This window comes from Leucobacter chironomi DSM 19883, assembly GCF_000421845.1.
Lineage (GTDB): Bacteria > Actinomycetota > Actinomycetes > Actinomycetales > Microbacteriaceae > Leucobacter > Leucobacter chironomi.
Window position 1 is genome coordinate 1 of sequence record NZ_ATXU01000002.1, and the last position, 25418, is coordinate 25418.

Annotated in this window: 17 protein-coding genes and 3 rRNA genes; 17 read left to right on the plus strand and 3 right to left on the minus strand. The window is 67.4% G+C overall.

The window, feature by feature from the left end:
• From H629_RS0101870 to mnhG, 9 genes are all read left to right on the plus strand, one after another.
• Window positions 1-65: ribosomal RNA gene (locus H629_RS0101870) — 16S ribosomal RNA — on the plus strand; the annotation flags it as partial.
• 480 nt (window positions 66-545) lie between these two features.
• Window positions 546-3648 (plus strand): 23S ribosomal RNA (locus tag H629_RS0101875).
• Between the two features lie 144 nt (window positions 3649-3792).
• Window positions 3793-3909, plus strand: a 5S ribosomal RNA gene (rrf, locus tag H629_RS0101880).
• Between the two features lie 199 nt (window positions 3910-4108).
• On the plus strand, window positions 4109-7003 hold the full coding sequence (locus H629_RS0101885) for a Na+/H+ antiporter subunit A (RefSeq protein ID WP_029746459.1): 2895 nt from the start codon (window positions 4109-4111) through the stop codon (window positions 7001-7003).
• Window positions 7000-7584: a Na(+)/H(+) antiporter subunit C gene (locus tag H629_RS0101890; protein ID WP_024355665.1), complete on the plus strand. Its 585-nt coding sequence runs from the start codon at window positions 7000-7002 to the stop codon at window positions 7582-7584. Before H629_RS0101885 ends, H629_RS0101890 begins: the two co-directional genes overlap by 4 nt.
• Window positions 7581-9239, plus strand: coding sequence for a Na+/H+ antiporter subunit D (locus H629_RS0101895; protein ID WP_024355666.1), 1659 nt, complete (start codon window positions 7581-7583; stop codon window positions 9237-9239). Before H629_RS0101890 ends, H629_RS0101895 begins: the two co-directional genes overlap by 4 nt.
• Window positions 9236-9802, plus strand: a complete 567-nt coding sequence (locus tag H629_RS0101900; protein ID WP_024355667.1) for a Na+/H+ antiporter subunit E — start codon at window positions 9236-9238, stop codon at window positions 9800-9802. Before H629_RS0101895 ends, H629_RS0101900 begins: the two co-directional genes overlap by 4 nt.
• Window positions 9799-10113: an MrpF/PhaF family protein gene (locus tag H629_RS0101905; protein WP_024355668.1), complete on the plus strand. Its 315-nt coding sequence runs from the start codon at window positions 9799-9801 to the stop codon at window positions 10111-10113. The genes H629_RS0101900 and H629_RS0101905 overlap by 4 nt, the downstream gene beginning before the upstream one ends.
• On the plus strand, window positions 10106-10492 hold the full coding sequence (gene mnhG, locus H629_RS0101910; RefSeq protein WP_024355669.1) for a monovalent cation/H(+) antiporter subunit G: 387 nt from the start codon (window positions 10106-10108) through the stop codon (window positions 10490-10492). The genes H629_RS0101905 and mnhG overlap by 8 nt, the downstream gene beginning before the upstream one ends.
• Before the next feature lie 155 nt (window positions 10493-10647).
• Here mnhG and aceB read toward each other — a convergent pair whose 3' ends face one another.
• Window positions 10648-12297, minus strand: coding sequence for a malate synthase A (gene aceB, locus H629_RS0101915; RefSeq protein ID WP_024355670.1), 1650 nt, complete (start codon window positions 12295-12297; stop codon window positions 10648-10650).
• Window positions 12298-12445: 148 nt separating this feature from the next.
• Between aceB and H629_RS0101920 the strand changes: the two genes are divergently transcribed.
• The 4 genes from H629_RS0101920 (at window position 12446) to H629_RS0101935 (ending at window position 16014) form a co-directional block, all read left to right on the plus strand.
• The gene (locus H629_RS0101920) at window positions 12446-13981 is read left to right on the plus strand and encodes a helix-turn-helix domain-containing protein (RefSeq protein ID WP_024355671.1); all 1536 of its coding nucleotides are present in this window, start codon (window positions 12446-12448) and stop codon (window positions 13979-13981) included.
• Window positions 13982-14078: 97 nt separating this feature from the next.
• Window positions 14079-14543 carry an FHA domain-containing protein gene (locus tag H629_RS0101925; protein ID WP_024355672.1) on the plus strand — a complete coding sequence of 155 codons (465 nt, stop codon included), beginning with the start codon at window positions 14079-14081 and terminating at the stop codon, window positions 14541-14543.
• Window position 14544: 1 nt separating this feature from the next.
• Window positions 14545-15225 carry a transcriptional regulator FtsR gene (gene ftsR, locus H629_RS0101930; RefSeq protein ID WP_024355673.1) on the plus strand — a complete coding sequence of 227 codons (681 nt, stop codon included), beginning with the start codon at window positions 14545-14547 and terminating at the stop codon, window positions 15223-15225.
• Between the two features lie 156 nt (window positions 15226-15381).
• Window positions 15382-16014: a MerR family transcriptional regulator gene (locus tag H629_RS0101935; RefSeq protein WP_024355674.1), complete on the plus strand. Its 633-nt coding sequence runs from the start codon at window positions 15382-15384 to the stop codon at window positions 16012-16014.
• Between the two features lie 82 nt (window positions 16015-16096).
• On the opposite strand, the gene H629_RS0101940 is transcribed toward H629_RS0101935, so the two are convergent.
• Window positions 16097-16942 (minus strand): ParA family protein, encoded by an 846-nt coding sequence (locus tag H629_RS0101940; RefSeq protein WP_024355675.1) that lies wholly within the window; start codon window positions 16940-16942, stop codon window positions 16097-16099.
• Window positions 16943-17128: 186 nt separating this feature from the next.
• Here H629_RS0101940 and H629_RS0101945 point away from each other — a divergent pair, with 186 nt between their 5' ends.
• Both H629_RS0101945 and def read left to right on the plus strand, forming a co-directional pair.
• Window positions 17129-20527 carry a pyruvate carboxylase gene (locus tag H629_RS0101945; RefSeq protein ID WP_024355676.1) on the plus strand — a complete coding sequence of 1133 codons (3399 nt, stop codon included), beginning with the start codon at window positions 17129-17131 and terminating at the stop codon, window positions 20525-20527.
• 92 nt (window positions 20528-20619) lie between these two features.
• On the plus strand, window positions 20620-21111 hold the full coding sequence (gene def / locus H629_RS0101950) for a peptide deformylase (protein ID WP_024355677.1): 492 nt from the start codon (window positions 20620-20622) through the stop codon (window positions 21109-21111).
• Window positions 21112-21225: 114 nt separating this feature from the next.
• Here the strand turns inward: def and H629_RS0101955 are convergent, their stop codons facing one another.
• Window positions 21226-23076, minus strand: a complete 1851-nt coding sequence (locus H629_RS0101955) for an AMP-dependent synthetase/ligase (RefSeq protein WP_051137776.1) — start codon at window positions 23074-23076, stop codon at window positions 21226-21228.
• Between the two features lie 116 nt (window positions 23077-23192).
• Here H629_RS0101955 and H629_RS0101960 point away from each other — a divergent pair, with 116 nt between their 5' ends.
• Both H629_RS0101960 and H629_RS0101965 read left to right on the plus strand, forming a co-directional pair.
• Entirely contained in the window at window positions 23193-23864 is a 672-nt protein-coding gene (locus H629_RS0101960; protein ID WP_024355679.1) for a lysophospholipid acyltransferase family protein, read from the plus strand.
• A 95-nt stretch (window positions 23865-23959) separates the two neighbouring features.
• On the plus strand, window positions 23960-25321 hold the full coding sequence (locus H629_RS0101965) for a class II 3-deoxy-7-phosphoheptulonate synthase (RefSeq protein WP_024355680.1): 1362 nt from the start codon (window positions 23960-23962) through the stop codon (window positions 25319-25321).
• The last annotated feature ends 97 nt before the right edge of the window (window positions 25322-25418 follow it).

A 25418-nucleotide genomic window follows, 5' to 3' on the forward strand; every position in this document is an offset into this window, starting at 1 on the left:
TGGTGATTAGGACTAAGTCGTAACAAGGTAGCCGTACCGGAAGGTGCGGCTGGATCACCTCCTTTCTAAGGAGCACTCGACAGCACTGCTGTCGCAGAATGACTCGACCAACGACAAACGTTCGTTGCGAGTCGCTCATGGGTGGAACATATAACAAGCAAGCTTGTTTGCTCGCCTGCGCTAGTACGCATGGTCTTCTTCGTGGAGATGATGTTGGAACGTGGGGGTGTGTGAGCGGGGTTGCGGCAGGTGCATACTATTGGGTCCTGGAAGACCAGCCGATTCGCCTCCTTTTGGGGGTGGGTGGACTGGGTTTCTTCTGGCCCGCGGTCATGGAACGTGTTGTCCATGATGGTGGGATCGGCCGTACGTTGAGAACTACACAGTGGACGCGAGCATCTAGCCAACGTCAAATCATGATTCTGTTTCCTTTGTGGGGCGGGTTGTGGGTTGGGGTTGGTTGATACTTTAATTTCATTGGTCGCACACCGGCCATGGGCTTTCGGGTTTGTGGTGGGTGTGTGTTTCGATAAATGCTTATGTGATTTCAAGTTTCTAAGAGCAAACGGTGGATGCCTTGGCATCTGGAGCCGAAGAAGGACGTAGTAATCTGCGATAAGCCTCGGGGAGCCGATAAACGGGCTGTGATTCGAGGATTTCCGAATGGGGAAACCCCGCCAGGGCGCGTGCGTACCTGGTGACTCCCGCCTGAATATATAGGGCGGGTAGAGGGAACGTGGGGAAGTGAAACATCTCAGTACCCACAGGAAGAGAAAACAACATGTGATTCCGGTAGTAGTGGCGAGCGAACCCGGATGAGGCTAAACCGGTCGTGTGTGATACCTGGCAGGGGTTGCACGATCGGGGTTGCGGGACATACCTCGAGACGCTGCTGAGTCTCGGACGTGAATGTGTAGCTATAGGAGAACCGCTTGGAACGGCGGGCCGGAGTGGGTGAGAGCCCCGTATCCGAAATGGTGGCACTGCGTGGTGTGTATCCCAAGTAGCACGGGGCCCGAGAAATCCCGTGTGAATCTGTCAGGACCACCTGATAAGCCTAAATACTCCCAGATGACCGATAGCGGACTAGTACCGTGAGGGAAAGGTGAAAAGTACCCCGGGAGGGGAGTGAAAAAGTACCTGAAACCGTTTGCTTACAATCCGTCGGAGCACCCTTGTAGGTGTGACGGCGTGCCTTTTGAAGAATGAGCCTGCGAGTTAGCGATATGTGGCGAGGTTAACCCGTGTGGGGTAGCCGTAGCGAAAGCGAGTCTGAATAGGGCGATTCAGTCGCGTGTCCTAGACCCGAAGCGAAGTGATCTATCCATGGCCAGGCTGAAGCGCGTGTAAGAGCGCGTGGAGGGCCGAACCCACTTAGGTTGAAAACTGAGGGGATGAGCTGTGGATAGGGGTGAAAGGCCAATCAAACTTCGTGATAGCTGGTTCTCTCCGAAATGCATTTAGGTGCAGCGTTGCGTGTTTCTTGCCGGAGGTAGAGCTACTGGATGGCCGATGGGCCCTACAAGGTTACTGACGTCAGCTAAACTCCGAATGCCGGTAAGTGAGAGCGCAGCAGTGAGACTGTGGGGGATAAGCTTCATAGTCGAGAGGGAAACAACCCAGATCGCCAACTAAGGTCCCAAAGCGTGTGCTAAGTGGAAAAGGATGTGGAGTTGCTGTGACAACCAGGAGGTTGGCTTAGAAGCAGCCACCCTTGAAAGAGTGCGTAATAGCTCACTGGTCAAGTGATTCCGCGCCGACAATGTAACGGGGCTCAAGCACACCACCGAAGTTGCGGCATTCAGCGTATAGACAAGCCTTCGTGGTTCAGTTCGTTGGATGGGTAGGAGAGCGTCGTGTGGCGAGTGAAGCGGCGGAGTGATCCAGTCGTGGATGCCACACGAGTGAGAATGCAGGCATGAGTAGCGAAAGACGGGTGAGAAACCCGTCCTCCGGAAGACCAAGGGTTCCAGGGTCAAGCTAATCTTCCCTGGGTAAGTCGGGACCTAAGGCGAGGCCGACAGGCGTAGTCGATGGACAACGGGTTGATATTCCCGTACCGGCGGTAAACCGTCAAAGACCTAACCAGTAGTGCTAAACAAACCAAAGCCTTGATGGATCCTTCGGGTGATGTCGGGGTGGCGGCTGTGAACCCGAACTGGGGTGGTGAGCGTGAGGTGTGACGCAGGAAGGTAGCCAGTGCCGGGCGATGGTTGTCCCGGTGTAAGCGTGTAGCCCGAATCGGTTTAAGAGATCGGTTCTTTGGGTGAGACGTGATGCGGACCCGTATGGGGAAGCTGGTGATCCTATGCTGCCAAGAAAAGCATCGACGCGAGGTTTGCTGTTGCCCGTACCCCAAACCGACTCAGGTGGTCAGGTAGAGAATACTCAGGAGATCGAGATAATCATGGTGAAGGAACTCGGCAAAATGCCCCCGTAACTTCGGGAGAAGGGGGGCCATCCACTTATACCAACTTGCTTGGGAAAGGGTGTGGTGGCCGCAGAGACCAGTGGGAAGCGACTGTTTACTAAAAACACAGGTCCGTGCCAACACGCAAGTGGACGTATACGGACTGACGCCTGCCCGGTGCTGGAAGGTTAAGAGGAGAGGTTAGGGTTCGCCCGAAGCTTTGAATTTAAGCCCCAGTAAACGGCGGTGGTAACTATAACCATCCTAAGGTAGCGAAATTCCTTGTCGGGTAAGTTCCGACCTGCACGAATGGCGTAACGACTTCCCAGCTGTCTCCACCGTGAACTCGGCGAAATTGCAGTACGAGTAAAGATGCTCGTTACGCGCAGAAGGACGGAAAGACCCCGTGACCTTTACTACAGCTTGGTATTGGTGTTCGGTGTGGCTTGTGTAGGATAGGTGGGAGACTGTGAAGCGGTGACGCTAGTTATCGTGGAGTCGTTGTTGAAATACCACTCTGGTCATATTGGATATCTAACTACGGACCCTGATCGGGTTCTGGGACAGTGCCTGGTGGGTAGTTTAACTGGGGCGGTTGCCTCCCAAAAAGTAACGGAGGCGCCCAAAGGTTCCCTCAACCTGGTTGGCAATCAGGTGGCGAGTGTAAGTGCACAAGGGAGCTTGACTGTGAGACTGACAGGTCGAGCAGGGACGAAAGTCGGGACTAGTGATCCGGCAGTGGCTTGTGGAAGCGCTGTCGCTCAACGGATAAAAGGTACCTCGGGGATAACAGGCTGATCTTGCCCAAGAGTCCATATCGACGGCATGGTTTGGCACCTCGATGTCGGCTCGTCGCATCCTGGGGCTGGAGTTGGTCCCAAGGGTTGGGCTGTTCGCCCATTAAAGCGGTACGCGAGCTGGGTTTAGAACGTCGTGAGACAGTTCGGTCCCTATCCTCTGCGCGCGTTGGAGATTTGAGAGGATCTGACCCTAGTACGAGAGGACCGGGTTGGACGGACCTCTGGTGTGCCAGTTGTTCTGCCAAGGGCATGGCTGGTTGGCTACGTTCGGGATGGATAACCGCTGAAAGCATCTAAGCGGGAAGCCGGCCTCAAGATGAGATCTCCATGAACTTCGGTTCGAGAGGCTCCCAGTAGATGACTGGGTTGATAGGCCAGATGTGGAAGCACGGCAACGTGTGGAGCTGACTGGTACTAATAAGCCGACGACTTGATAACACCCCACAACACCACCCCCTGGGTTGGTGTGGGTGGAAGTAAGCAATTAACGTAACGATGTATCGCGTCCACTTTGTGGTTCCCAACAGACGGCCCACAACCCACCCCCTTGCGGGATGGTTTGTGTCGACATGTTGATAGAGTTACGGCGGCCATAGCGTCAGGGAAACGCCCGGTCACATTCCGAACCCGGAAGCTAAGACTGACAGCGCCGATGGTACTGCGAGGGGGACCTCGTGGGAGAGTAGGACACCGCCGGACACCCTTTACAGGAGAGCCCTGATGAACTCGCCAGAGACGGCGAGATCATCAGGGCTTTTCTCATTTGTGCACCCGTACGGGCACTGCGGCAGAGGCATCGATCCGCCCCGCCCGGGATCCCTTCCTTCCAGGAGCGCACACCGCGCTTCCGATAGAATGGTGGAACGAGACGACCGAAAACGATGGAAGCGGGCCGCCTATGGGAGCGATGACGAGCACACTGCTCCTCCTCGCTCTCAGCGCCCTCATCGCACACCCGCTCGTCCGCCGCTTCGGGCGCCGCACCTTCATCGTCCTCTCCCTGCTGGTCGCCGGTGTCTTCGTCGCGCTGCTGTGGCTCGCCCAGCCCGTGTTCTCGGGCGGGGCCATCGTCGAGACGATCCAGTGGGTGCCGCAGCTCGACCTGAGCGTGACGCTGCGGCTCGACGCGGTCTCCGCGCTCTTCGCGCTGCTCGTCACCGGCGCGGGTGCGCTCGTACTGCTCTACTGCGCGAGCTACTTCGAGGACGGTGAACAGGGCCTCGCCCGCTTCGCCGCCGTGTTCATGGGCTTCGCGACCTCGATGCTCGGTCTCGTGCTGGCCGACGACATCTACCTCCTCTTCATCTTCTGGGAGGGCACCACGGTGTTCTCCTTCCTGCTCATCGGTCACGCGACCCGTCTCCGCACCGCGAATTCTGCGTCGTTGCAAGCGCTCATGGTCACTACGCTGGGCGGGCTCGCGATGCTCGTCGGCTTCGTGCTGCTCGCCCAGCAGGCGGGCACCTCCCTGCTCTCCGAGATCGTCGCCGATCCGCCCCAGGGGCCGGTTGCCACGACCGCTGTGTACCTGCTGCTCGCCGGAGCACTGTCGAAGTCGGCGATCTTCCCGTTCCACTTCTGGTTGCCCGGCGCCATGGCCGCGCCCACCCCGGTCAGCGCCTACCTGCACGCCGCGGCGATGGTGAAGGCCGGCATCTACCTCATCGCCCGGATCGGACCGGGCTTCAGTGATGTGCCCGGCTACCGGGAGACCCTCGTGATCCTCGGTGCGATCACCATGATCAACGGAGGCATCCGCGCGCTCAAGCAGTTCGACATCAAGCTGATCGTCGCGCACGGCACGGTCAGCCAGCTCGGCCTGCTGGTGATGGTGTTCGGCGTCGGCGATCCGCGCGCCTCCTACGCGGGCTTCGCCTTGCTGTTCGCCCACGCCGTCGCCAAGGCGCCCCTGTTCCTCGCGGTGGGCATCATCGACCACTCCACCGGCACCCGCGACCTGCGCAAGCTCTGCGGGCTGGGCCGCCGCATGCCCATCCTCACGGTGATCACCGTCGTCGCAGCGGCCTCGATGGCGGGCGCGCCGCCCTTCATCGGATTCGTCGCCAAAGAGTCCGCGTTCACCGAGCTGCTCAGCATCGGCGAGACGGAGCCGCTCGCGCTGTTCGCCTTCGGCGTCGCCGTCGTGGGCAGCGTGCTCACCGTCGCCTACATGGGTCGTTTCCTGTGGGGAGCCTTCGCCGACAAAGCGGGCACCAGCGAGTGCTCGATCGTGCACCGACCCGCCGGCGTGCTCTTCGTCGCCCCCGCGACGTTCGCGCTGCTGGCGCTCGCCGGTGGTCTGCTCGCGTCGCCCATCGATCCGCTGCTGCAGGCGATGGTGCCGCACACGGGTGAGGCGCCCGAGCACCTCGCCCTCTGGCACGGTTTCACCCTGCCGCTCGCGGTCTCCGCCGCGGTGCTGCTGCTCGGCGCCGGCCTCGCGGCGCTGCTCTCCCGCACCACGCCGGTCATCCCTGCGCTGCCCGAGCGCTTCTCCGCGTCGCACGCGTACTGGGTCGTGACGCACTGGCTCGACACGCTCGCCGTGCGGCTCACCGCCCTCACCCAGCGCGGCTCGCTGCCGTTCTACCTCGCAGTGATCCTCATCGTGCTCGTCGGAGCCCTCGGCGGCACGTTGCTCGTCACGGGGGAGTGGCCCGCCGAGTTCGAGCTGATGAGCTCGCCCGTGCAGCTGCCGATCGCCATCATCATGAGCGTCGCCGCGATCTTCTCGCTGCGAGCCCGCACCCGCTTCCAGTCGGTCGTGCTCGTCGGCGTCACTGGCTACGGCATGGCCGCGATCTTCGCCATGCACGGCGCCCCCGATCTCGCGCTCACGCAGGCGCTCGTCGAGACCGTCACCCTCATCGCCTTCGTGCTCGTGATCCGTCGCCTGCCGCAGCGCATGGGGTCGGCTGCGAGCCGACGGGTGCGCTGGGCGCGCGTCGCGATCGGTGTCTCCGTGGGCCTCGTGCTCGGCGCGGTCGCGGTCGTGGCGCTCGGATCGCGCATCGACGATCCGATCTCGCTGCAGATCCCCGAGCTCGCGGCCGCCGGTGGTCACGGCTACAACGCGGTGAACGTGATGCTCGTCGACATCCGCGGCTGGGACACGATGGGAGAGCTTTCCGTGATCCTCGCCGCCGCGACCGGCGTCGCCTCGCTCGTCTTCCTGCGCACCCGAGCCGACCTCCGTCCCAAGCTGACGCGCCGGGCGGCTCGCTCGGAGGCGCGCGCCCACCTCATGCACGTCGCGGATCCGGATCACCCGGCGCGGCGGGTCGCCTGGCTGCTCGCGGGTCGGCATCTCGACCCCGCGCACCGCTCGATCCTGCTCGAGGTGGTGGTGCGGCTCCTGTTCCACGGGCTCATCATCCTGTCGATCTACCTGCTGCTCACGGGGCACAACACCCCCGGCGGCGGCTTCGCAGGCGGGCTGGTGGCGGGCCTCGCGCTCGTCGCCCGCTACCTCGCCGGCGGCCGCTACGAGCTCGGCGCCACCGTGCCGCTCGACGCGGGCCGCATCCTCGGCACCGGCCTCGCACTCGCCGTGTCGATGGCGCTGCTGCCGATGTTCTTCGGCCAGTCCGCGCTAGCATCGGCGTGGATCGACGTCGACCTCGGCCCCTTCGGGGTGCTGCCGCTCGTGACGTCGACGCTCTTCGACATCGGGGTCTACCTGGTGGTATTCGGCCTGATCCTCGATGTGCTGCGCAGCCTGGGCGCTGAGATCGACGAGCACGAGGAAGCCGAGACCGCAGCATTCGAGGAAGAGGAGGTGAGCCACCGATGACCATGCCGCTCGTACTCGTCGCCGCGATGGTCGTGCTCTACGCCTGCGGCGTGTACCTCATGCTCGACCGCACCCTCACCCGGCTGCTGCTCGGCTTCCTGCTCGTCGGCAACGCGACGAACCTGCTCATCTTCCTGATGTCGGGCTCCTTCGGCGCCGCTCCCATCGGCGGCGGCCCGGCGGAGGAGATGAGCGATCCGCTGCCGCAGGCCTTCATCCTCACGGCGATCGTGATCACCTTCGGGGTGAGCGCCTTCCTGCTCGCCCTCATCTACCGCTCCTGGCGCCTCGCCCAGGACATGGACGACCGGGTGCAGGACGACGAGGCCGACCTCGAGCTCGCGACCACCGAAGCGCTCACGACGGACGAGGTCACCGACGAAGATCTCGCGGAGACCCCCGAGTTCTCGGATGATGATGACGACGACTCGCCGGATGAGGGTCCGGATCCCGATCCGGTTCTTGATCCGAGGGATCAGGCCCCCGGCGCCCGCGACGAACCGGGCGAACGGCACGCACACGACGCAACGGGGCCGCGCGGCCCCCGCGCCGCCGCACGAGACGGGGAGGAGCAGCGATGACAGTCCTCGTTCCCCTCGTCGTGCTCGTGCCCCTCGCCAGCGCGGCCTTCGCGCTCGCCGTGCCCGGTCATCGCAAGCTGCAGCAGGGCATCACCCTGCTCTCGCTGACGGCCGTGCTCGCGCTGAGCGGCACGCTGATGTGGCTCGTCGATGCGCACGGGACCCTCGTGATGGAGGTGGGCGGCTGGGCCGCGCCATTCGGCATCGCGCTCGTGGTCGACCGCGTCTCGGCACTCATGCTCGTCGTGTCGTCAGTGGTGCTGCTCGGTGTGTTCGTGTTCTCGATCGGCCAGGGCCTCGCCGACGGCGACGAGGAGACGCCGGTCTCGATCTACTACCCCACCTACCTCGTGCTGGGGGCGGGCGTGTTCAACGCGTTCATCGCCGGCGACCTCTTCAACCTCTACGTCGGCTTCGAGATCCTGCTCGTCTCGAGCTACGTGCTCATCACCCTCGGCGGCACGGCGCAGCGCATCCGAGCGGGCGTCACCTATGTGATCGTGTCGCTCGTGTCGTCGGTGCTGTTCCTCGCCACGATCGGACTGATCTACGGCGCGACGGGCACGGTCAACATGGCGCAGCTGACCGTGCGCATCGCCGAACTGCCGAGCGAGATGCAACTGCTGCTCAACCTCGCGCTGCTCATCGCATTCGGGATCAAGGCCGCCGTGTTCCCGCTCTCGTTCTGGCTGCCCGACTCCTACCCGACGGCCCCGGCGCCGGTGACCGCGGTGTTCGCCGGCCTGCTCACGAAGGTCGGCGTCTACGCGATCATCCGCAGCCAGACCCTGCTCTTCCCCCAATCGAGCGTCGACACGCTGCTCATGGTCGTGGCGGGACTCACCCTGATCGTCGGAATCCTCGGCGCCGTATCGCAGCTCGACATCAAGCGACTGCTGTCGTTCACGCTCATCAGCCACATCGGCTACATGATCTTCGGCATCGGCATGGCGAACGCCGCGGGCTTCGCGGCGACGATCTACTACATCGCCCACCACATCATCGTGCAGACCACGCTGTTCCTCGCCGTGGGGCTGATCGAGCGCCAGGGCGGCACGACCTCGCTCGCCGGGCTCGGCGGCCTGCTGCGCGCGGCCCCCGTGATCGCCGTGCTGTTCTTCATCCCGATGCTCAACCTCGGCGGTATCCCGCCCTTCTCCGGATTCATCGGCAAGCTCGGCCTCTTCACGGTCGCCGCCGAGCTCGCGACGCCCGAAGCGTACTGGCTGATGGGCATCGGCGCGCTCGTGTCGCTGCTCACCCTCTACGCGCTGGCCAGGGCCTGGGTGCTCGCCTTCTGGCGGCCGAAGAAGCGGGCCGAAGCGGAGGCCCGCAGCCTGAAGTCGCCGACCACCGAAGCGCTCGTGCTGCGCGAGCGCGAGGAGGCGCTGCTGGAGCGGCTGCAGGACGCGCCGGACGCGACCCCGAACCAGGAGCAGAAGGAGATCCCGCGCCTCATGTTCGCGGCGACCGCCGGCATGGTGGCCGTGAGCATCGCCCTCACCATCTTCGCGGGTCCGCTCTACGCCTACGCCGACCGGGCGGGACGCGACATGGCGGCGCCCAGCGAGATGGTGGAGCTCGTGCTCGGCGGCAACCCGGGCGGCCTCGGCGGCGGCAGCGGCGACACCAGGCCGGGGGAGGACGGGCGATGAGCGACACCGGGTTCTCGACTCCGCGCGCGGCACGGCGCGCGGAGTGGGGCGTGCGCCTGCACGAACTGCCCCTGCTGGTGGGGCTCGTGCTGTTGTGGACGATGCTGTGGCACGAGATCTCGCTGCTGTCGGTGGTGAGCGGCATCGTCGTCGCCGTCGTGGTGATGCGCGTCTTCTACCTGCCGCCCGTCGAGCTCGCGGGGCGTTTCAACCCCTGGTACGCGCTGCTCTACCTCGGCTACTTCCTCTGGCACCTCGCGCTCGCATCGTGGCAGGTGGCGTGGCTCGCGGTGCGGCCGGGGCCGCCGCCTCCGTGCTCGGTCATCGCGGTGCGCCTGCGCACCCGATCCGACTTCATCCTCACGATGGTGGGGCTCACGACCTCGCTGATCCCCGGCTCGCTCGTGGCTGAGGTGGATCGCTTCCGCTCGATCCTCTACCTGCACGTGCTGAACACGCCCACGCAGAAGGAGATCACCGCGATGCGCCGCGAAGCCCGACGCATCGAACGGCTGCTCGTGATGACCGTCGGATCGCGGGAAGAGATGAGGGAGCTGCGATGAGCGCCGCCATGCAGATGCTCACCCTCCTCGCGGGGGCCGGGCTCACATTCACCGCACTCGCCGCGATCGTGCGCATCGTGCGCGGTCCCACGATCCTCGACCGCATGGTTGCCTCCGACGTCCTGCTCACCACCCTGATGCTGGCAGTCGGCACCGATATGGTGGTGCGCGGGCACACCGACACGATCCCGCTGATGACCGTCATCGCCGCGACCGCGACATTTGCGACCATCGTGGTGGCGCGCTATGTGAAGCGCCGCGCCGAGTCGCCGCGGCCGCCCGAGTCGCGGAAGGGAGCCGGCCATGTTTGACCTCGAACTCGTCGAGCAGCTCATGGATCTCGCGGCGGTGGTGTGCGTGCTGCTCGCGGCGGTGCTCTCGGTCGCCGCCGGCATCGGCCTGCTGCGCTTCCCCGATGCGCTCAGTCGGCTGCACGCGGCGACGAAGCCGCAGATCTTCGGCCTGCTGCTCGTCATCGCGGCGATCGCACTCGACCAGCGCTCCTTCGCGACGCTGCTGGCGCTGATCCCGGTCTTCGTGTTCCAGTCGCTCACGGCGCCCGTCGCCGCCCACATGGTGGGTCGCGCCGCCTACCGCACGGGCCAGCTCGACGACGCCACCCTGGTGATCGACGAGCTCGGCCCCGCGATCGAGCAGGCCGCGCAGCGGGAGGAAGGCTCGGGCCGCTAGACGCACCGAGCGGGCCGTCCGGCGCACTGCTCGAGCGGCTTCGCCGATCGGCACTGCCCGAGAGTGTTCCGAGGAGCGGGCTTCCGCGCGGCGATGCCCGGATACACGAGGAGACCCGGGCCGTCTGGCCCGGGTCTCCTGCACCGCTATCCGAGTTACGCGTCCACGAGGTAGCGGCTGTAGGCCGGCACCGTCAGGAAGGTGGGGAAGTCGTCGCCGAGCGCCACGTCGGCGAACAGCTCGGCCGCGTCGTCGTAGCGGTCGCCCTCGAATCGGGTGAAACCGGCGACGGCCTCGCGCACGAGCTCGGCGACCCAGTCGCGGGTGATGCGGGTGCCCTCGGCGGTCGACTGATCCTGGTGGATCCACTGCCAGATCTGCGAGCGGCTGATCTCGGCGGTGGCGGCGTCCTCCATGAGGTTGTCGATGGCGACGGCCCCGAGCCCGCGCAGCCAGGCCTCGATGTAGCGGATGCCGATCGAGACGTTCTCGCGCACTCCCGCCTCGGTGATGTCGCGGCCGATGTGCACGTCGAGCAGCTGCGCGGCGGTCACCTCGACGTCGTCGCGCTGGCGGTCGACCTGGTTGGGCCGGTCGCCGAGCACCGCGTCGAACTCGGCCCGGGCGACGGGGATGAGGTCGGGGTGCGCGACCCAGGTGCCGTCGAAGCCGTCGGTGGCCTCGCGCTGCTTGTCGGCGCGCACCTTCTCCTCGGCGCGGCGGGTGACCTCGGGGTCGCGGCGGTTCGGGATGAACGCGCTCATGCCGCCGATGGCGTGAGCGCCGCGCTTGTGGCAGGTCTTCACGAGCAGTTCGGTGTAGGCCCGCATGAAGGGCACGGTCATGGTGACCTCGCTGCGGTCCGGGAGCACGAACCGGGCGCCGCGGCCGCGGTAGTTCTTGATGATCGAGAAGATGTAGTCCCAGCGGCCGGCGTTGAGGCCCGCGATGTGGTCCCGCATCACGTAGAGGATCTCCTCCATCTCGAAGGCGGCGGGCAGGGTCTCGATGAGCACGGTCGCGCGGATCGTGCCGTGGTCGAGGCCGAGCACCTGCTCGGTGTAGGCGAAGATGTCGTCCCAGAGCTTCGCCTCCTCGCTCGACTCGAGCTTGGCGATGTAGAAGTAGGGGCCGCGGCCGCGTGCGACGAGCTCGCGAGCGTTGTGGAAGGCGTAGAGGCCGAAGTCGACGAGGCTGCCGGAGGCGGCGCCCGACTGGCCTTGCGCGTCGACGAAGCGCATGTGCTTCTCGACGAGGTGCCAGCCGCGGGGGCGCATCACGATGGTGGGAGTGCGCTCGGCGGTGACGCGGTACTCCTTGCCCTCGGGGCTCGTGTACTCGAGCTGCTCGCGGATCGCGTCGAAGAGCGACAGCTGGCCGCCGATGACGTTCTTCCAGGTGGGGCTGGTGGCGTCCTCCTGGTCGGCGAGCCAGACGCGGGCGCCCGAGTTCATCGCATTGATGGTCATCTTCGGGTCGGTGGGGCCGGTGATCTCGACGCGGCGGTCCTCCAGGCCGGGGCCGGGGCCGGCGACGCGCCAGCTCGTGTCCTCGCGGATCGAGCGGGTGTCGTCGCGGAACTTCGGGTCGCGGCCGTTGCCGATCTCGTAGCGGCGGCGCTGCCGGTCTGCGAGGCGCTCGTGACGGGTGCTTGCGAAGCGGTGGTGCAGCTCGGTGAGGAACTGCAGGGCCTCGGCGGTGAGGATCTCGTCGCTGCGGTCGAACGGGCGGCCGGTGACCTCGATGCGCGGGCCGGCGGTGGAGGTGGCGGTCTGCTGCTGCGGGGCCGCCTGCGTGGTGATCATGATCGTGTCCTTAGGTGTGGTCCGTGAAACGGATTGCGGTGTAGTTCCATCCTGAGGGGCGGATCGCGGGCCGATCCGCCCCTCAGGGGGGTGAATATTCGCGATTCTTCTGCTTGTTGAAAAAATGCTGGTCTGGCACCATGGGGACATGACGCTTCTCGACCGTGCTGATTCACAGCGTGCTGATTCGCACCGCAGCTCCCGCCTGCTCCGCAGTCCCGAGGACACCCGCGGCTCCGCCGCCCCGGCGGAGGCCGAGGAGGGCGGCGACGCCCTCACCCTCGGGCGCCGCATCCGCGAGCGCCGCACGCGCCTGGGGCTCACCCTCGAACAGCTCGCGGCTGCCGTCGACCGTGCGCCGTCGCAGCTCTCCGCGATCGAGAACGGCAAGCGCGAGCCGCGCCTGCCGCTGCTGCGCGCGATCGCCGCCGAGCTCGGGTCGACGGTCGATGAGCTGCTGGTCGACGAGGCCCCGAGCGAGCGGGCCGCCCTCGAGATCTCGGTGGAGCGCGCGCAACGGGGCTCGGTCTTCCAGTCGCTCGGGCTGCAGCCGATCCGCGTCTCGAAGGCGACGAGCGATGAGACGCTGCGCGCGATCCTCGGCCTGCACCAGGAGGTCGAACGGCTCAACCGCGAGCGCGCCGCGACGCCCGAGGAGGCGCGCCGCGCGAACACCGAGCTGCGCGCCGAGATGCGCGTGGCCGGCAACTACTTCCCGGATCTCGAACGGGCCGCCTCGCAGCTGCTCGACAGCGTCGGCTACGGGGGAGGCCCCGTCTCGCAGCAGGCCATCTCGACGGTGGCGGAGCGGCTGGGGTTCAGCCTGCACTACGTCTCGGACATGCCGCACTCGACGCGCTCGGTGATCGATCGCCGCAACGGGCGCATCTACCTGAGCAGCAACCTGCCCTCGCGCGACGCCCGCGCCCCCATCCTGCGCGCGCTCGCGAGCCTGGTGTGCGGCCACGAGGAGCCGCGCAGCTACGGCGACTTCCTGCGCCAGCGGGTCGAGGCGAACTATCTCGCGGGCGCGGTGCTGCTGCCCGAGGAGTCCGCGGTCGAGCTGCTCGCGGAGGCGAAGCGGCAACGGCAGATCTCGATGGAGGATCTGCGCGACGCCTTCGGCGTCTCCTACGAGATGGCGGCGCACCGCTTCACGAACCTCGCGACCGAGCGGCTCGGGCTGCAGGTGCACTTCATGAAGGCGCACGAGTCCGGCACGCTCATCAAGGCCTACGAGAACGACGGGGTGAGATTCCCCTCCGACGCGCTCGGCAACCTGGAGGGGGCGACGGTGTGCCGCAACTGGACGGCGCGCACCATCTTCGGGCAGCCCGACCGCTTCAACCCCTGGTACCAGTACACCGACATGGCGGCGGGCGGCACCTACTGGTGCACCTCGCGGGTGGAGAAGGCGAAAGAAGGTCTCTACTCGGTGAGCGTGGGCGTGCGCTTCGAGGATGTGAAGTGGTTCCGGGGGCGCGAGACACCGCACCGTTCGCAGTCCTTCTGCCCGGACGACCGCTGCTGCCGCCGGGCGTCGAGCGAGCTGACCCGCAAGTGGGAGGCCGCCGCCTGGCCGGAGGCCGCGACCCCGACGAGCCTGCTCGCCGCGCTCCCGGTCGGCACCTTCCCGGGCGTCGACACCAATGAGGTCTACGAGTTTCTCGACTCGCACGAGTGAATGGCGCCGGCGGGATGCGCGGGTGCCCGGGGCTGCGATAGCGTAGAGGGATAGAGCTGAACGACCGCTTGCGGCAACGAGATGAAATGGGTGAGACATGACCACTGAGAATCATGCCCGTCGCGCCGACCACACCGAGGCGCGCTCCACCCAGCAGTTCCGCGAAGACCTGGGGGCGATGATCCACGCCCGCGCGACCGATCTCACGATCGACGAGCGCGAGGCCGTGGAGGCGCTGCCCTCGGGGGCGGCGCTGCTCGTCGTCCGCCGGGGCCCGGATCTCGGCGCGCGCTTCCTGCTCGATCAGGACGTCACCGTCGCGGGCCGTCACCCCGCCGTCGACATCTTCCTCGACGATGTGACCGTTTCGCGCCGGCACGCGGAGTTCCGCCGACAGGGCACGAGCTTCTCGGTGGTCGACCTCGGTTCGCTCAACGGCACCTTCTGCGACGGCTCCCGCATCGACGGCGAGGTGCCGCTCGAAGACGGCGCCGAGGTGCAGGTGGGCAAGTTCCGCTTCACCTTCTTCGCCTCGCGCTTCGACCTCGGCGAGGTCGCCTGACATGGCGGCCGCTGCGTCCGCCCCATCGCAGGCAGCAAGCCTTCTCAGCATCGGGCAGGTGCTCGCGCGCCTGCAGGACGACTTCTCCGATCTCACTCCGTCGAAGCTGCGCTTCCTGGAGGAGCAGGGGCTCATCACCCCCGAGCGCACGAAGTCGGGGTACCGCAAGTTCTCGCAGCGCCACATCGAGCGGCTGCGGCTGATCCTCACGCTGCAGCGCGATCACTACCTTCCGCTGAAGGTGATCGCCGAGGTGCTCGATGAGATCGATGCAGGCCGTGACCCGATCATCCCCGGGGCCTCGCAGCGCAGCGCCTCGATGATCCTCGCGCCGCAGCGGGTGCTCAGCAGCGAGGAGCTGCGCCGCGCCACGGGTGCGAGCGCCCGCTTCCTCGGCGAGGCGATCGCGGCTGGCCTGCTGCCAGCGGCCGAGGTGTTCCCGCACGATGCCGTGGCGCAGCTGGCGGCGCTGCTGAAGCTGGCGGAGCGCGGCATCACGCCGCGGCATCTGCGTTCGCTGCGGGTCTCGGCGGAGCGCGAAGCGGAGCTCATCGCGCGCGCGGTCTCGACGCGGGGGGTGAAGAGCGGCACTCCGCTCGGTACCGAGGATTCGCTCGAACTGGCCGGCCACCTCGACACGGTGCGCTCCGGCGTGTTGCGTCGGCGTTTCGGCGGCGTCTGATCCACCGCAGATCGGCGTGATTTCAACCTTCAACTTCTACTCGAGGTCGACACTCCGAAATTGACCATCGACGGTCGTTGCACGGTGCCGGGCATCTGGGTACCGTTAGGGGAGTTCGGCGCCCCGCGCCGTGCGATCCGTGAAGAAAGGAAGACGATGGAGAACACTCAGCAGCCGTCTGGCGAGACGGCTTCTCCGTCGCCGGCCGACGCCCCCGAGAGTGCCGAGAACGCGCCCATCAGCGGAGCAGAGCCCCTCACGATCGACCCCGAGCTGCTCTTCGACGACGGGCTGCCGAAGCCCAACCAGGAGGGCGGGTTCAAGGGCGCCACCGCCGCACGCGCCGCGGGCATCACCTACCGTCAGCTCGACTACTGGGCGCGCACCGGCCTCGTCGAGCCCACCGTCCGCAGCGCGCAGGGCTCCGGCTCGCAGCGCCTCTACGGATTCCGCGACATCCTCGTGCTCAAGCTCGTGAAGCGCTTGCTCGACACCGGCATCTCGCTGCAGCAGATCCGCACCGCCGTCGCCCAGCTCCACGAGGCCGGCGTGCACGACCTCTCCCGCACCACGCTCATGAGCGACGGCGCCAGCGTCTATCTCTGCACCTCGAACGACGAGGTCATCGACCTCGTCAGCCGCGGCCAGGGCGTCTTCGGTATCGCCGTCGGCAAGGTGCTGCGCGAAGTCGAGACCTCGCTCGTCGACATGGACGAGCACCGCGAACAGGCCGAGGCCGCCGTCGACGAGCTCGCCGCGCGCCGCCAGGAGCGCAAGAAGATCTCCTGAACCGCGCGGGGCGGCCCCCGGATACGGAAGAAGCCCGGCTCCTGCGAGCCGGGCTTCTTCCGTGTGTGATCAGGAGCGGGGTTCAGTCCTCCACGACGGTGGCGGTGCGACTCGGCCGCGACTTCGCCTCGCGCGTCGCATCCATCCCCGCCGAGCGGAGCACCCGGTCGAGCACCAGATCGAAGTTGCCGGCCATCTCCTGCGACGCCTCGCCCGGCCACATGTGCACCGGCTTCGCCGCGCCCTGCGCCTGCTGCAGCGAGGGGCGCTCCGGCAGCTGGGGGTTGAGCACGAGCGGGCCGAACATCTCGCGCAGCTCGCGGATGCGGAACTGATGCTCCATCGACTGCGGCTGCGTGCGGTTGATGAGGATGCCGAGCGGCTGCAGACGCGGGCTCACGCCGCGGCGGATCTCCTCGATCGCGCGGAGCGCGCGATCGGTCGCGGCGACGGCGAAGAGGCTCGGCTCGGCCACCACAAGCACCCGATCGCTCGCCGCCCACGCGGTGCGCGTGAGCGCGTTGAGCGACGGAGCGCAGTCGATGAGCACGAGATCGTACTCAGACTCGACGACGGCCAGCGCCTCCTCGAGCTTCCAGATGTCGCGGGTGGATGGGTGCGGGCCGTCGAAGTTGATCGCCGAAGGGCTGCCCACGAGCAGGTCGATCGAACCCCCCTCGTGATACTCGTTCCAACCGCTGCTGGCGATGGCCGAGCGCACGGTCTTCTCTTTGGGGCTCTCGAGGATGTCGGCGACCGTCGCATAACCGTCGGGGTTGACCGCGAGGCCCGTCGAGACATCGGACTGCGGATCGAAGTCGACGACGAGCGTGCGCAGGCCCCGCGAGAAGGCGGCCGAGGCCAGGCCGAGCGTCACGGTCGTCTTGCCGACGCCGCCCTTGAGGGAACTCACACTCAAAACATGCACGTGGCAAGTTTAGTCGATACCGCACTGTGATCCTCCAGAGTATGCGGGAGGCGAACGCGCAAGACTTGGTTTTCACCCCCGAATGCACCCTCGGCCGGGCCTCGCGGAGCGGAGCGTGTATCTTGATATCGAACGACTTTTCGGCCTGGGCAGCCGGCGACGCTTGATACAGAGGAGTACTTCCGCATGTTCACAAAAGTTCTGGTTGCCAACCGAGGCGAGATCGCGATCCGCGCCTTCCGCGCCGCGCACGAGCTCGGCGCCTCCACCGTCGCCGTCTTCCCCTACGAGGACCGCAACTCGCTGCACCGGCTCAAAGCCGACGAGGCGTACCTGATCGGCGAGGTCGGGCACCCGGTGCGCGCGTACCTCGACGTCGCCGAGATCGTGCGCGTCGCGGTGGAATCCGGCGCCGACGCGATCTACCCCGGCTACGGCTTCCTCTCCGAGAACCCTGAGCTCGCCGCGGCGGCCGAGGCCGCCGGGATCCGCTTCATCGGCCCGGGGCGCCAGGCGCTGGAGATGGCGGGCAACAAAGTCGCCGCGAAGGAGCACGCGATCGCGGCCGGCGTGCCCGTGCTCGAGTCGACCCCGCCCTCGACCGACGTCGACGCCCTGATCGCCGGAGCGCGCGAGATCGGCTTCCCGGTCTTCGCGAAGGCCGTCGCCGGCGGCGGGGGCCGGGGCATGCGCCGGGTCGAGCGCGAGGAAGACCTGCGCGACGCCCTCGAAGCCGCCATGCGCGAAGCCGAGTCGGCCTTCGGCGATCCGACCATGTTCATCGAGCAGGCCGTGCTGCGCCCCCGCCACATCGAAGTGCAGGTGCTGGCCGACAAGACCGGTGCGACCGTGCACCTCTTCGAGCGCGACTGCTCCGTGCAGCGCCGCCACCAGAAGGTCGTCGAGATCGCCCCCGCGCCGAACCTCGATCCCGCCATCCGCGACCAGCTGACGCGCGACGCGATCGCCTTCGCGAAGTCGATCGGCTACGAGAACGCCGGCACTGTCGAGTTCCTGCTCGACACCGAGGGGGAGCGCGCGGGCAAACACGTGTTCATCGAGATGAACCCCCGCATCCAGGTCGAGCACACCGTGACCGAGGAGGTCACCGATGTCGATCTCGTGCGCGCGCAGATGCGCATCGCCGCGGGGGAGACGCTCGAACAGCTCGAACTGCGCCAGGAGGACATCCAGCTGCGCGGTGCCGCGCTGCAGTGCCGCATCACCACCGAGGATCCCGCCAACGGCTTCCGCCCCGACCTCGGCCGCATCACCGCCTACCGCTCGCCGGGCGGCGGCGGCGTGCGCCTCGACGGCGGCACGATCAACGCGGGCGCGCAGATCAGCCCCCACTTCGACTCCATGCTCGCGAAGCTCACCTGCCGCGGCCGCACCTTCGACGACGCCGTGGTGCGCGCCCGCCGCGCACTCGCCGAGTTCCGCATCCGCGGCGTCGCGACCAACATCCCCTTCCTCCAGGCCGTGCTGGCGGACCCCGCCTTCCAGGCCGGCGACATCGCGACCTCCTTCATCGAGGAGCGGCCCGAGCTGCTCGAGATGAACAAGCCGAAGGATCGTGCCACGCGTCTGCTGCAGCACGTCGCCAACGTCACGGTCAACCAGCCCCACGGGCCGCGCCCCGGGGCTTTCGACCCGGCCGCGAAGCTGCCCGCCGCAGACCTGGGACAGCCGGCGCCGGCGGGATACCGGCAGCGCCTCCTCGAACTCGGTCCCGAGGGCTACGCGAAGAGCCTGCGCGAGCAGACCGCGCTCGCGGTGACCGAGACCACCTTCCGCGACGCACATCAGTCGCTGCTCGCCACGCGCGTGCGCACGCGCGATCTCGTGCGGATCGCCCCCTACGTCGCGCGGCTCACGCCGGAGCTGTGGTCGGTCGAGGCGTGGGGCGGCGCCACCTACGACGTGGCGCTGCGCTTCCTGGGCGAGGACCCCTGGGAGCGGCTCGCGGCGCTGCGCGAGACGCTGCCGAACGTGCCCATCCAGATGCTGCTGCGCGGCCAGAACACCGTGGGCTACACGCCCTATCCGAAGCAGGTCGCCCAGGCGTTCGTGCGCGAGGCCGCCGCCACCGGCGTCGACGTGTTCCGCATCTTCGACGCCCTCAACGACGTGAACCAGATGCGGGTCGCGATCGACGCGGTGCGCGAGACCGGCACCGCCGTCGCCGAGGTCGCCATGGCCTACACCGGCAACCTGCTCGACCCCGCCGAGGACAAGTACACCCTCGACTACTACCTCCGCCTCGCCGACGAGATCGTCGGGGCGGGCGCGCACGTGCTCGCGATCAAGGACATGGCCGGCCTGCTGCGGCCCGCCGCCGCGGCGAAGCTCGTGCGGGCGCTGCGCGAGCGCTTCGAGCTGCCCGTGCACCTGCACACGCACGACACCCCCGGCGGGCAGCTCGCCACGCTGCTGGCGGCCTCCGACGCGGGCGTCGACGCGGTCGACGCGGCGTCGGCGCCGATGTCGGGCACCACCAGCCAGCCATCGCTCTCCGCGCTCGTCGCAGCGCTCGCGAACACCGAGCGCGACACCGGGCTCGACGCAGACGCCGTCTACGGGCTCGAACCCTACTGGGATGCGGTGCGCAGCCTCTACAAGCCCTTCGAATCGGGCCTGCCCTCGCCCACGGGACGCGTCTACACCCACGAGATCCCCGGCGGGCAGCTCTCCAACCTGCGGCAGCAGGCCATCGCCCTCGGCCTCGCCGAGAACTTCGAGAAGATCGAAGACATGTATGCGGCGGCCGATCGCATCCTCGGTCGCATCCCCAAGGTGACCCCCTCGTCGAAGGTCGTCGGCGACCTCGCCCTGCATCTCGCGGCGGTCGACGCCGATCCCGCCGACTTCGAGCAGAACCCCGCGAGCTACGATGTGCCCGATTCGGTGGTGGGCTTCCTCGCCGGCGAGCTGGGGGAGATCCCCGGCGGCTGGCCCGAACCCTTCCGATCGAAGGTGCTCGCGGGGCGCCGCATCGACATCGGGGTCGCTCCTATCAGCGGCGAGGACGAAGCCCTGCTCGCCGGCACCAGCACCGAGCGCCGGGCCGCCCTCAACCGGCTGCTCTTCCCCGCCCCGACGAGCCAGTACGAGGCCGCGCGCGAGCAGTTCGGCGACCTCTCGGTGCTCGACACCCCCGACTACCTCTACGGGCTCGAAGCCGGCGAGGAGCGCGCGATCGACCTCGCCAGGGGCGTGCGCCTCTACGTGGGGCTCGAAGCCATCGGCGAGGCCGACGACCGGGGCGTGCGCACGGTCATGGTGCGCGTCAACGGTCAGCTGCGGCAGGTCTTCGTCAAGGACGAGAGCGTCGCGGTCGACGCGCCGGTGGCGGAGAAGGCCGACCGCACCGCGCCCGGCCACGTCGCGGCGCCCTTCTCCGGCACCGTCACCGTCAAGGTCACACCGGGCGAGAGCGTCGAGGCCGGTCAGCCGGTGGCCACCATCGAAGCGATGAAGATGGAGGCGGCGATCACCGCCCCCGTCGCGGGCACGGTCGAGCGGGTCGTCTTCACGGGCACCCGCGCGCTCGAAGCCGGCGATCTCATCGCCGTCATCGGCTGAGCCGGACAGGCTTCGGCGCGGCTCGGCGCGGTTCGACCCCTGCTGGCCGCCGCTGGCCGCCGGGGCGGCGGCCTCGGCTAAGCTGGATCACTATGGCGATTCGAGAGATCCGACTGTTTGGCGACCCTGTGCTGCGCACCGTCTGCGATCCGATCACTGAGATCGACGACGGGGTGCGGCAGCTCGTCGCCGACCTCTGCGAGACCGTCGAGATGGACGGCCGGGCCGGCCTCGCGGCCACCCAGATCGGCCACACGCAGCGCGCCTTCAGTCTGCACATCGACGGCGAGGTCAGCTACGTGCTCAACCCCGAGATCGTGGCGCTCGAGGGTGAGCCGGTGCCCACGGGCGAGGGCTGCCTCTCGGTGCCCGATCTCTGGTTCGAGGTGATGCGCTACCCGCGCGCCACGGTGCGGGGGATCGACCTCGACGGTGCGGAGGTCGTGATCTCGGGCGAGGGTCTGCTCGCGCAGGCGCTGCAGCACGAGTGCGATCACCTCGACGGCAAGCTCTACATCAACAGGCTCGACCGCGAGGCGCGCGGCGAGGCGATGCGGCAGATCCGCACCTCGGCCTGGTTCTGAGGCGCCGCGCGCCGTCCCCGCAGCGGGAACGGCGCGGATCCGCCTGAAACGCGTTCGCCCCGCCCCCGCCCGTGAACTCGGGTGCGGGGGCGGGGCGAACGCGTTGCCGCCCGGTCAGCGCTGCGTGGTGAGCGCCTCGGTCTGCGGGTTGTCGCCGTAGAGCTTCGCGATCTCGCCGGCGAAGTCGCGCAGGATGTTGTCGCGCTTGATGCTCATCTTCGGGGTGAGATGCCCATTGGCCTCGATGAACTCGGTGGGCAGGATCACGAACTTGCGGATCGACTCGGCCCGCGAGACGTGCTGGTTGCCGCGGTCGATGGCGCTCTGCACCTCGGCGAGCACCTTCGGGTGCCGGGCCGCCTCTTCCAGCGTCATGTTCGGATCCTCGCCGTTGTTGTTCAGCCAGGCCGGCAGCATCTCGGGGTCGAGCGTGATGAGCGCCGAGATGAACGGCTTCTGATCGCCGACCACGACGACCTGGCCGATGATGGTGTTCGAGCGGATCGGATCCTCGAGCACGGCCGGGGCGACGTTCTTGCCGCCGGCCGTCACGATGATCTCCTTCTTGCGGCCCGTGATCGACAGGTAGCCGTCGCTGTCGAGCGAGCCGAGATCGCCGGTGCGGAAGAATCCGTCGGCGGTGAAGACCTCGCGAGTCGCCTCGGGGTTGTTCCAGTACTCCTTGAACACGTCGATGCCCTTGACCTCGACCTCGCCGTCCTCGGCGATGCGTACGGTGTGGCCGGGGAGCGCCGGGCCGACGGTGCCGATCTTGAACTTGTCGGGAAGGTTCACGGTGACGGGCGCGGTCGTCTCGGTGAGGCCGTAGCCCTCGAGGATCTTCACGCCGAGGCTGCGGTAGAAGTGGCCGAGGTAGTGGCTGAGCGGCGCCGAGCCCGAGATGGCGTACTTGACGCGGCCGCCGAGGCGCTCGCGCAGCTTCCCGTAGACGAGCTTGTCGAACAGCTTGAACTTGAGCCCGAGCATGAAGGGCACCTTGCCGGCGTCGAGCGCCTCCGAGTGCTCGACGGCCACCTTCGCGGCCGCGCGGAAGATCTTGCCCTTGCCCTCGGCCTCGGTCTTCTGCTCTGCGGAGTTGTAGACCTTCTCGAAGACGCGGGGCACTGCGAGCAGGAAGGTGGGCTGGAACGAGCCGAGCGCCGGAAGCAGCTGCGTGGTGTCGGCCTGGTGGCCGACGCGGACGCCGGCGTGCACCGCGAGCACCGAGATGAAGCGGGCGAAGACGTGCGCGAGGGTCACGAAGAGCAGCGTCGACGCGCCCGGCTGCTGCACGACCTCGGAGAGGGCCGCCGCGGAGTTGCGCGAGAGGTCGACGAAGTTCGCGTGCGTGAGCACGCAGCCCTTCGGCCGTCCCGTCGAACCGGAGGTGTAGATGAGGGTGGCCATGTCGGAGCCCACCGCGAGGTTGCGGCGGCGCTCGATCTCGGCGTCTTCCACGGAGGCGCCGCTGCGCGGCAGCGTCTCGAGCGCGCCCTCGTCGAAGCGCCAGTGCAGGTCGACGCCCGGTGCCTCGGAGCTGATCTCCTCGAAGCGCTCGGCGAGTTCGGTCGTCGCGGTGATCATCGCGCGCGCGCCCGAATCCTCGAGGATCCAGTGGATCTGCAGCGGCGAGGAGGTCTCGTAGATCGGCACCATGACGGCACCGGCGTAGTGGATCGCGAAGTCGACGAGCGACCACTCGTAGCTCGTCTTGCACATGAACGCGATGCGGTCGCCGGGCTCGATGCCGGCCGCGACGAACCCCTTCGCGAGGGCGATCACCTCGGCGCGGAACTCGGCGGCGGTGATGTCGCGCCAGCCCTCCCCCTGGGGGACGGCGAAGATGGGCCGGTCGGGCGTGGCCTGCACCCGCTGCTCTAGCAGGTCGGTGATGTTGTCATCCTGAACGGGCGGGATGAGGATGGGGGTCTCGGACAGATTCACGGCAGCTCCCTTGATACTCATGCATCGGTCTCTGCGATGCGGGCGTTCCGCATCTGCTCGTGTTTCACCCTATATGCATACCCCCGCGCGGCTCCGGCTCGGCTATTGTGTTCAACGTCGAGAGAAAGCTGCGGGTTGTGCTGTATTGGATCTTTAAAAACCTGATCATCGGGCCGTTCCTGAAAACGGTGTACCGCCCGTGGGTAGAGGGAGCCGAGAATATTCCGGCTTCGGGGCCGGTAATTATTGTGGGAAACCACCTCTCGGTCATCGACTCGTTCTTCATGCCGCTCATGATCGAGCGGCGGGTCTACTTCCTCGCCAAGAGCGACTACTTCACGGGCAAGGGCCTGAAGGGCTGGCTGGTGAAGAACTTCATGCTCGGCGTGGGGCAGCTCCCCATCGACCGCTCGGGCGGGAAGGCCTCGGAGGCGTCGCTCAACACGGGTCTCGCGGTGCTGGATCGCGGTGACGTGCTCGGCATCTACCCCGAGGGCACGCGCAGCCCCGACGCCCGCCTGTACCGCGGCCGCACCGGCGTGGCGCGCCTCGTGCTCGAATCGGGCGCCCTCGTCGTGCCAGCCGTGATGATCGACACCGAGAAGGCCATGCCGATCGGCGCGAAGTTCCCGAAGATCCGCCGCATCGGCACCGTGATCGGCAAGCCTCTCGACTTCAGCCGCTTCTCCGGGATGAGCGCCGACCGCTTCGTGCTGCGCAGCGTCACCGACGAGATCATGCTCGAGATCCAGCGTCTCAGCGGTCAGCAGTACGTCGACGTCTACGCCTCCAGCGTACGCAAGCCCTGAACGGCCCGATCCGGCCGCCAGCGCTAGTAGGCTGAGAGGGTTGCAGCCTCCGGCTGCGGCGTCAGCATACCCGTTTGCCGACCGAGGGATCGAAGATGACGAGCCACACCACCGATACTGCTGCCCGCGCGTTCGCGGAGCTCGACGCGTATCGCGCGCTGGAGGCGAAGCAGCAGCCGAGCTGGCCGGATCCTGCAGCCGTGCAGGCGGCCTCCGACGAGCTCGCCGCCCAGCCGCCGCTCGTCTTCGCGGGCGAGGCCGACCAGCTGCGCGCCCGCCTCGCGGCCGCCGCACGGGGCGAGGCGTTCCTGCTGCAGGGGGGCGACTGCGCCGAGACCTTCGCTGCGGCCACGGCCGATAAGATCCGCGACCGCGTCAAGACGCTGCTGCAGATGGCCGTCGTGCTCACCTACGGCGCCTCGATGCCCGTCATCAAGGTGGGGCGTATGGCGGGCCAGTTCGCGAAGCCCCGATCGAGCGACTCCGAGACCCGCGGCGACGTGACGCTGCCGGCCTTCCGCGGCGACCTCGTCAACGGCTACGACTTCACCCCCGAGTCGCGCACCGCAGACCCGTCGCGGCTCGTACAGGGCTACCACGTGTCGGCGTCGACGCTGAACCTGATCCGCGCCTTCACGCAGGGCGGCTTCGCCGACCTGCGCCAGGTGCACGCCTGGAACCAGGGCTTCGTGTCGAACCCCGCCAACCAGCGCTACGAATCGCTGGCCGCCGAGATCGACCGCGCCGTGCGTTTCATGGACGCCTGCGGCGTCGACCACAGCGAGCTCAAGCAGACCGAGTTCTACGTCAGCCACGAGGCGCTGCTGCTCGACTACGAGCGCCCCCTCACCCGCGTCGACTCGCGCACCGGCGAACTCTACGACACCTCCGGGCACATGCTCTGGGTCGGAGAGCGCACCCGCGACCTCGACGGCGCCCACGTCGAGTTCCTGTCGCACGTGCGCAACCCGATCGGTGTGAAGCTCGGCCCGACGGCCACCGTCGACGACGCGCTGCGCCTCATCGACAAGCTCGACCCCGAGCGCGAGCCCGGCCGCCTCACCTTCATCACCCGCATGGGCGCGGGCAAGATCCGCGACGTGCTGCCGGGCCTGCTCGCGGGCGTGCGCGACGCGGGCGCGACGCCGCTGTGGATCACCGACCCGATGCACGGCAACGGCATCACCTCGTCGACCGGCTACAAGACCCGTCGCTTCGACGACGTCATGGACGAGCTGCGCGGCTTCTTCGAAGCGCACCGCGAGGTCGGCACCTTCCCCGGCGGCATCCACGTCGAGCTCACCGGCGACGACGTGACCGAGTGCCTGGGCGGATCCGAGAACATCGACGAGGAGGCGCTGGCCACCCGCTACGAGTCGGTCTGCGACCCGCGCCTCAACCACCGTCAGTCGCTCGAACTCGCCTTCCAGGTCGCCGAGGAGCTGAAGCAGCCGTAGGGCGGCGCAGCCGCTTCGCCGAGCGCGTCGAGAACCCGGGGGCCGTGCGGCTCCCGGGTTCTTCGCGTTCGGGGTGCGTGATCCTCGGCACGGCGCC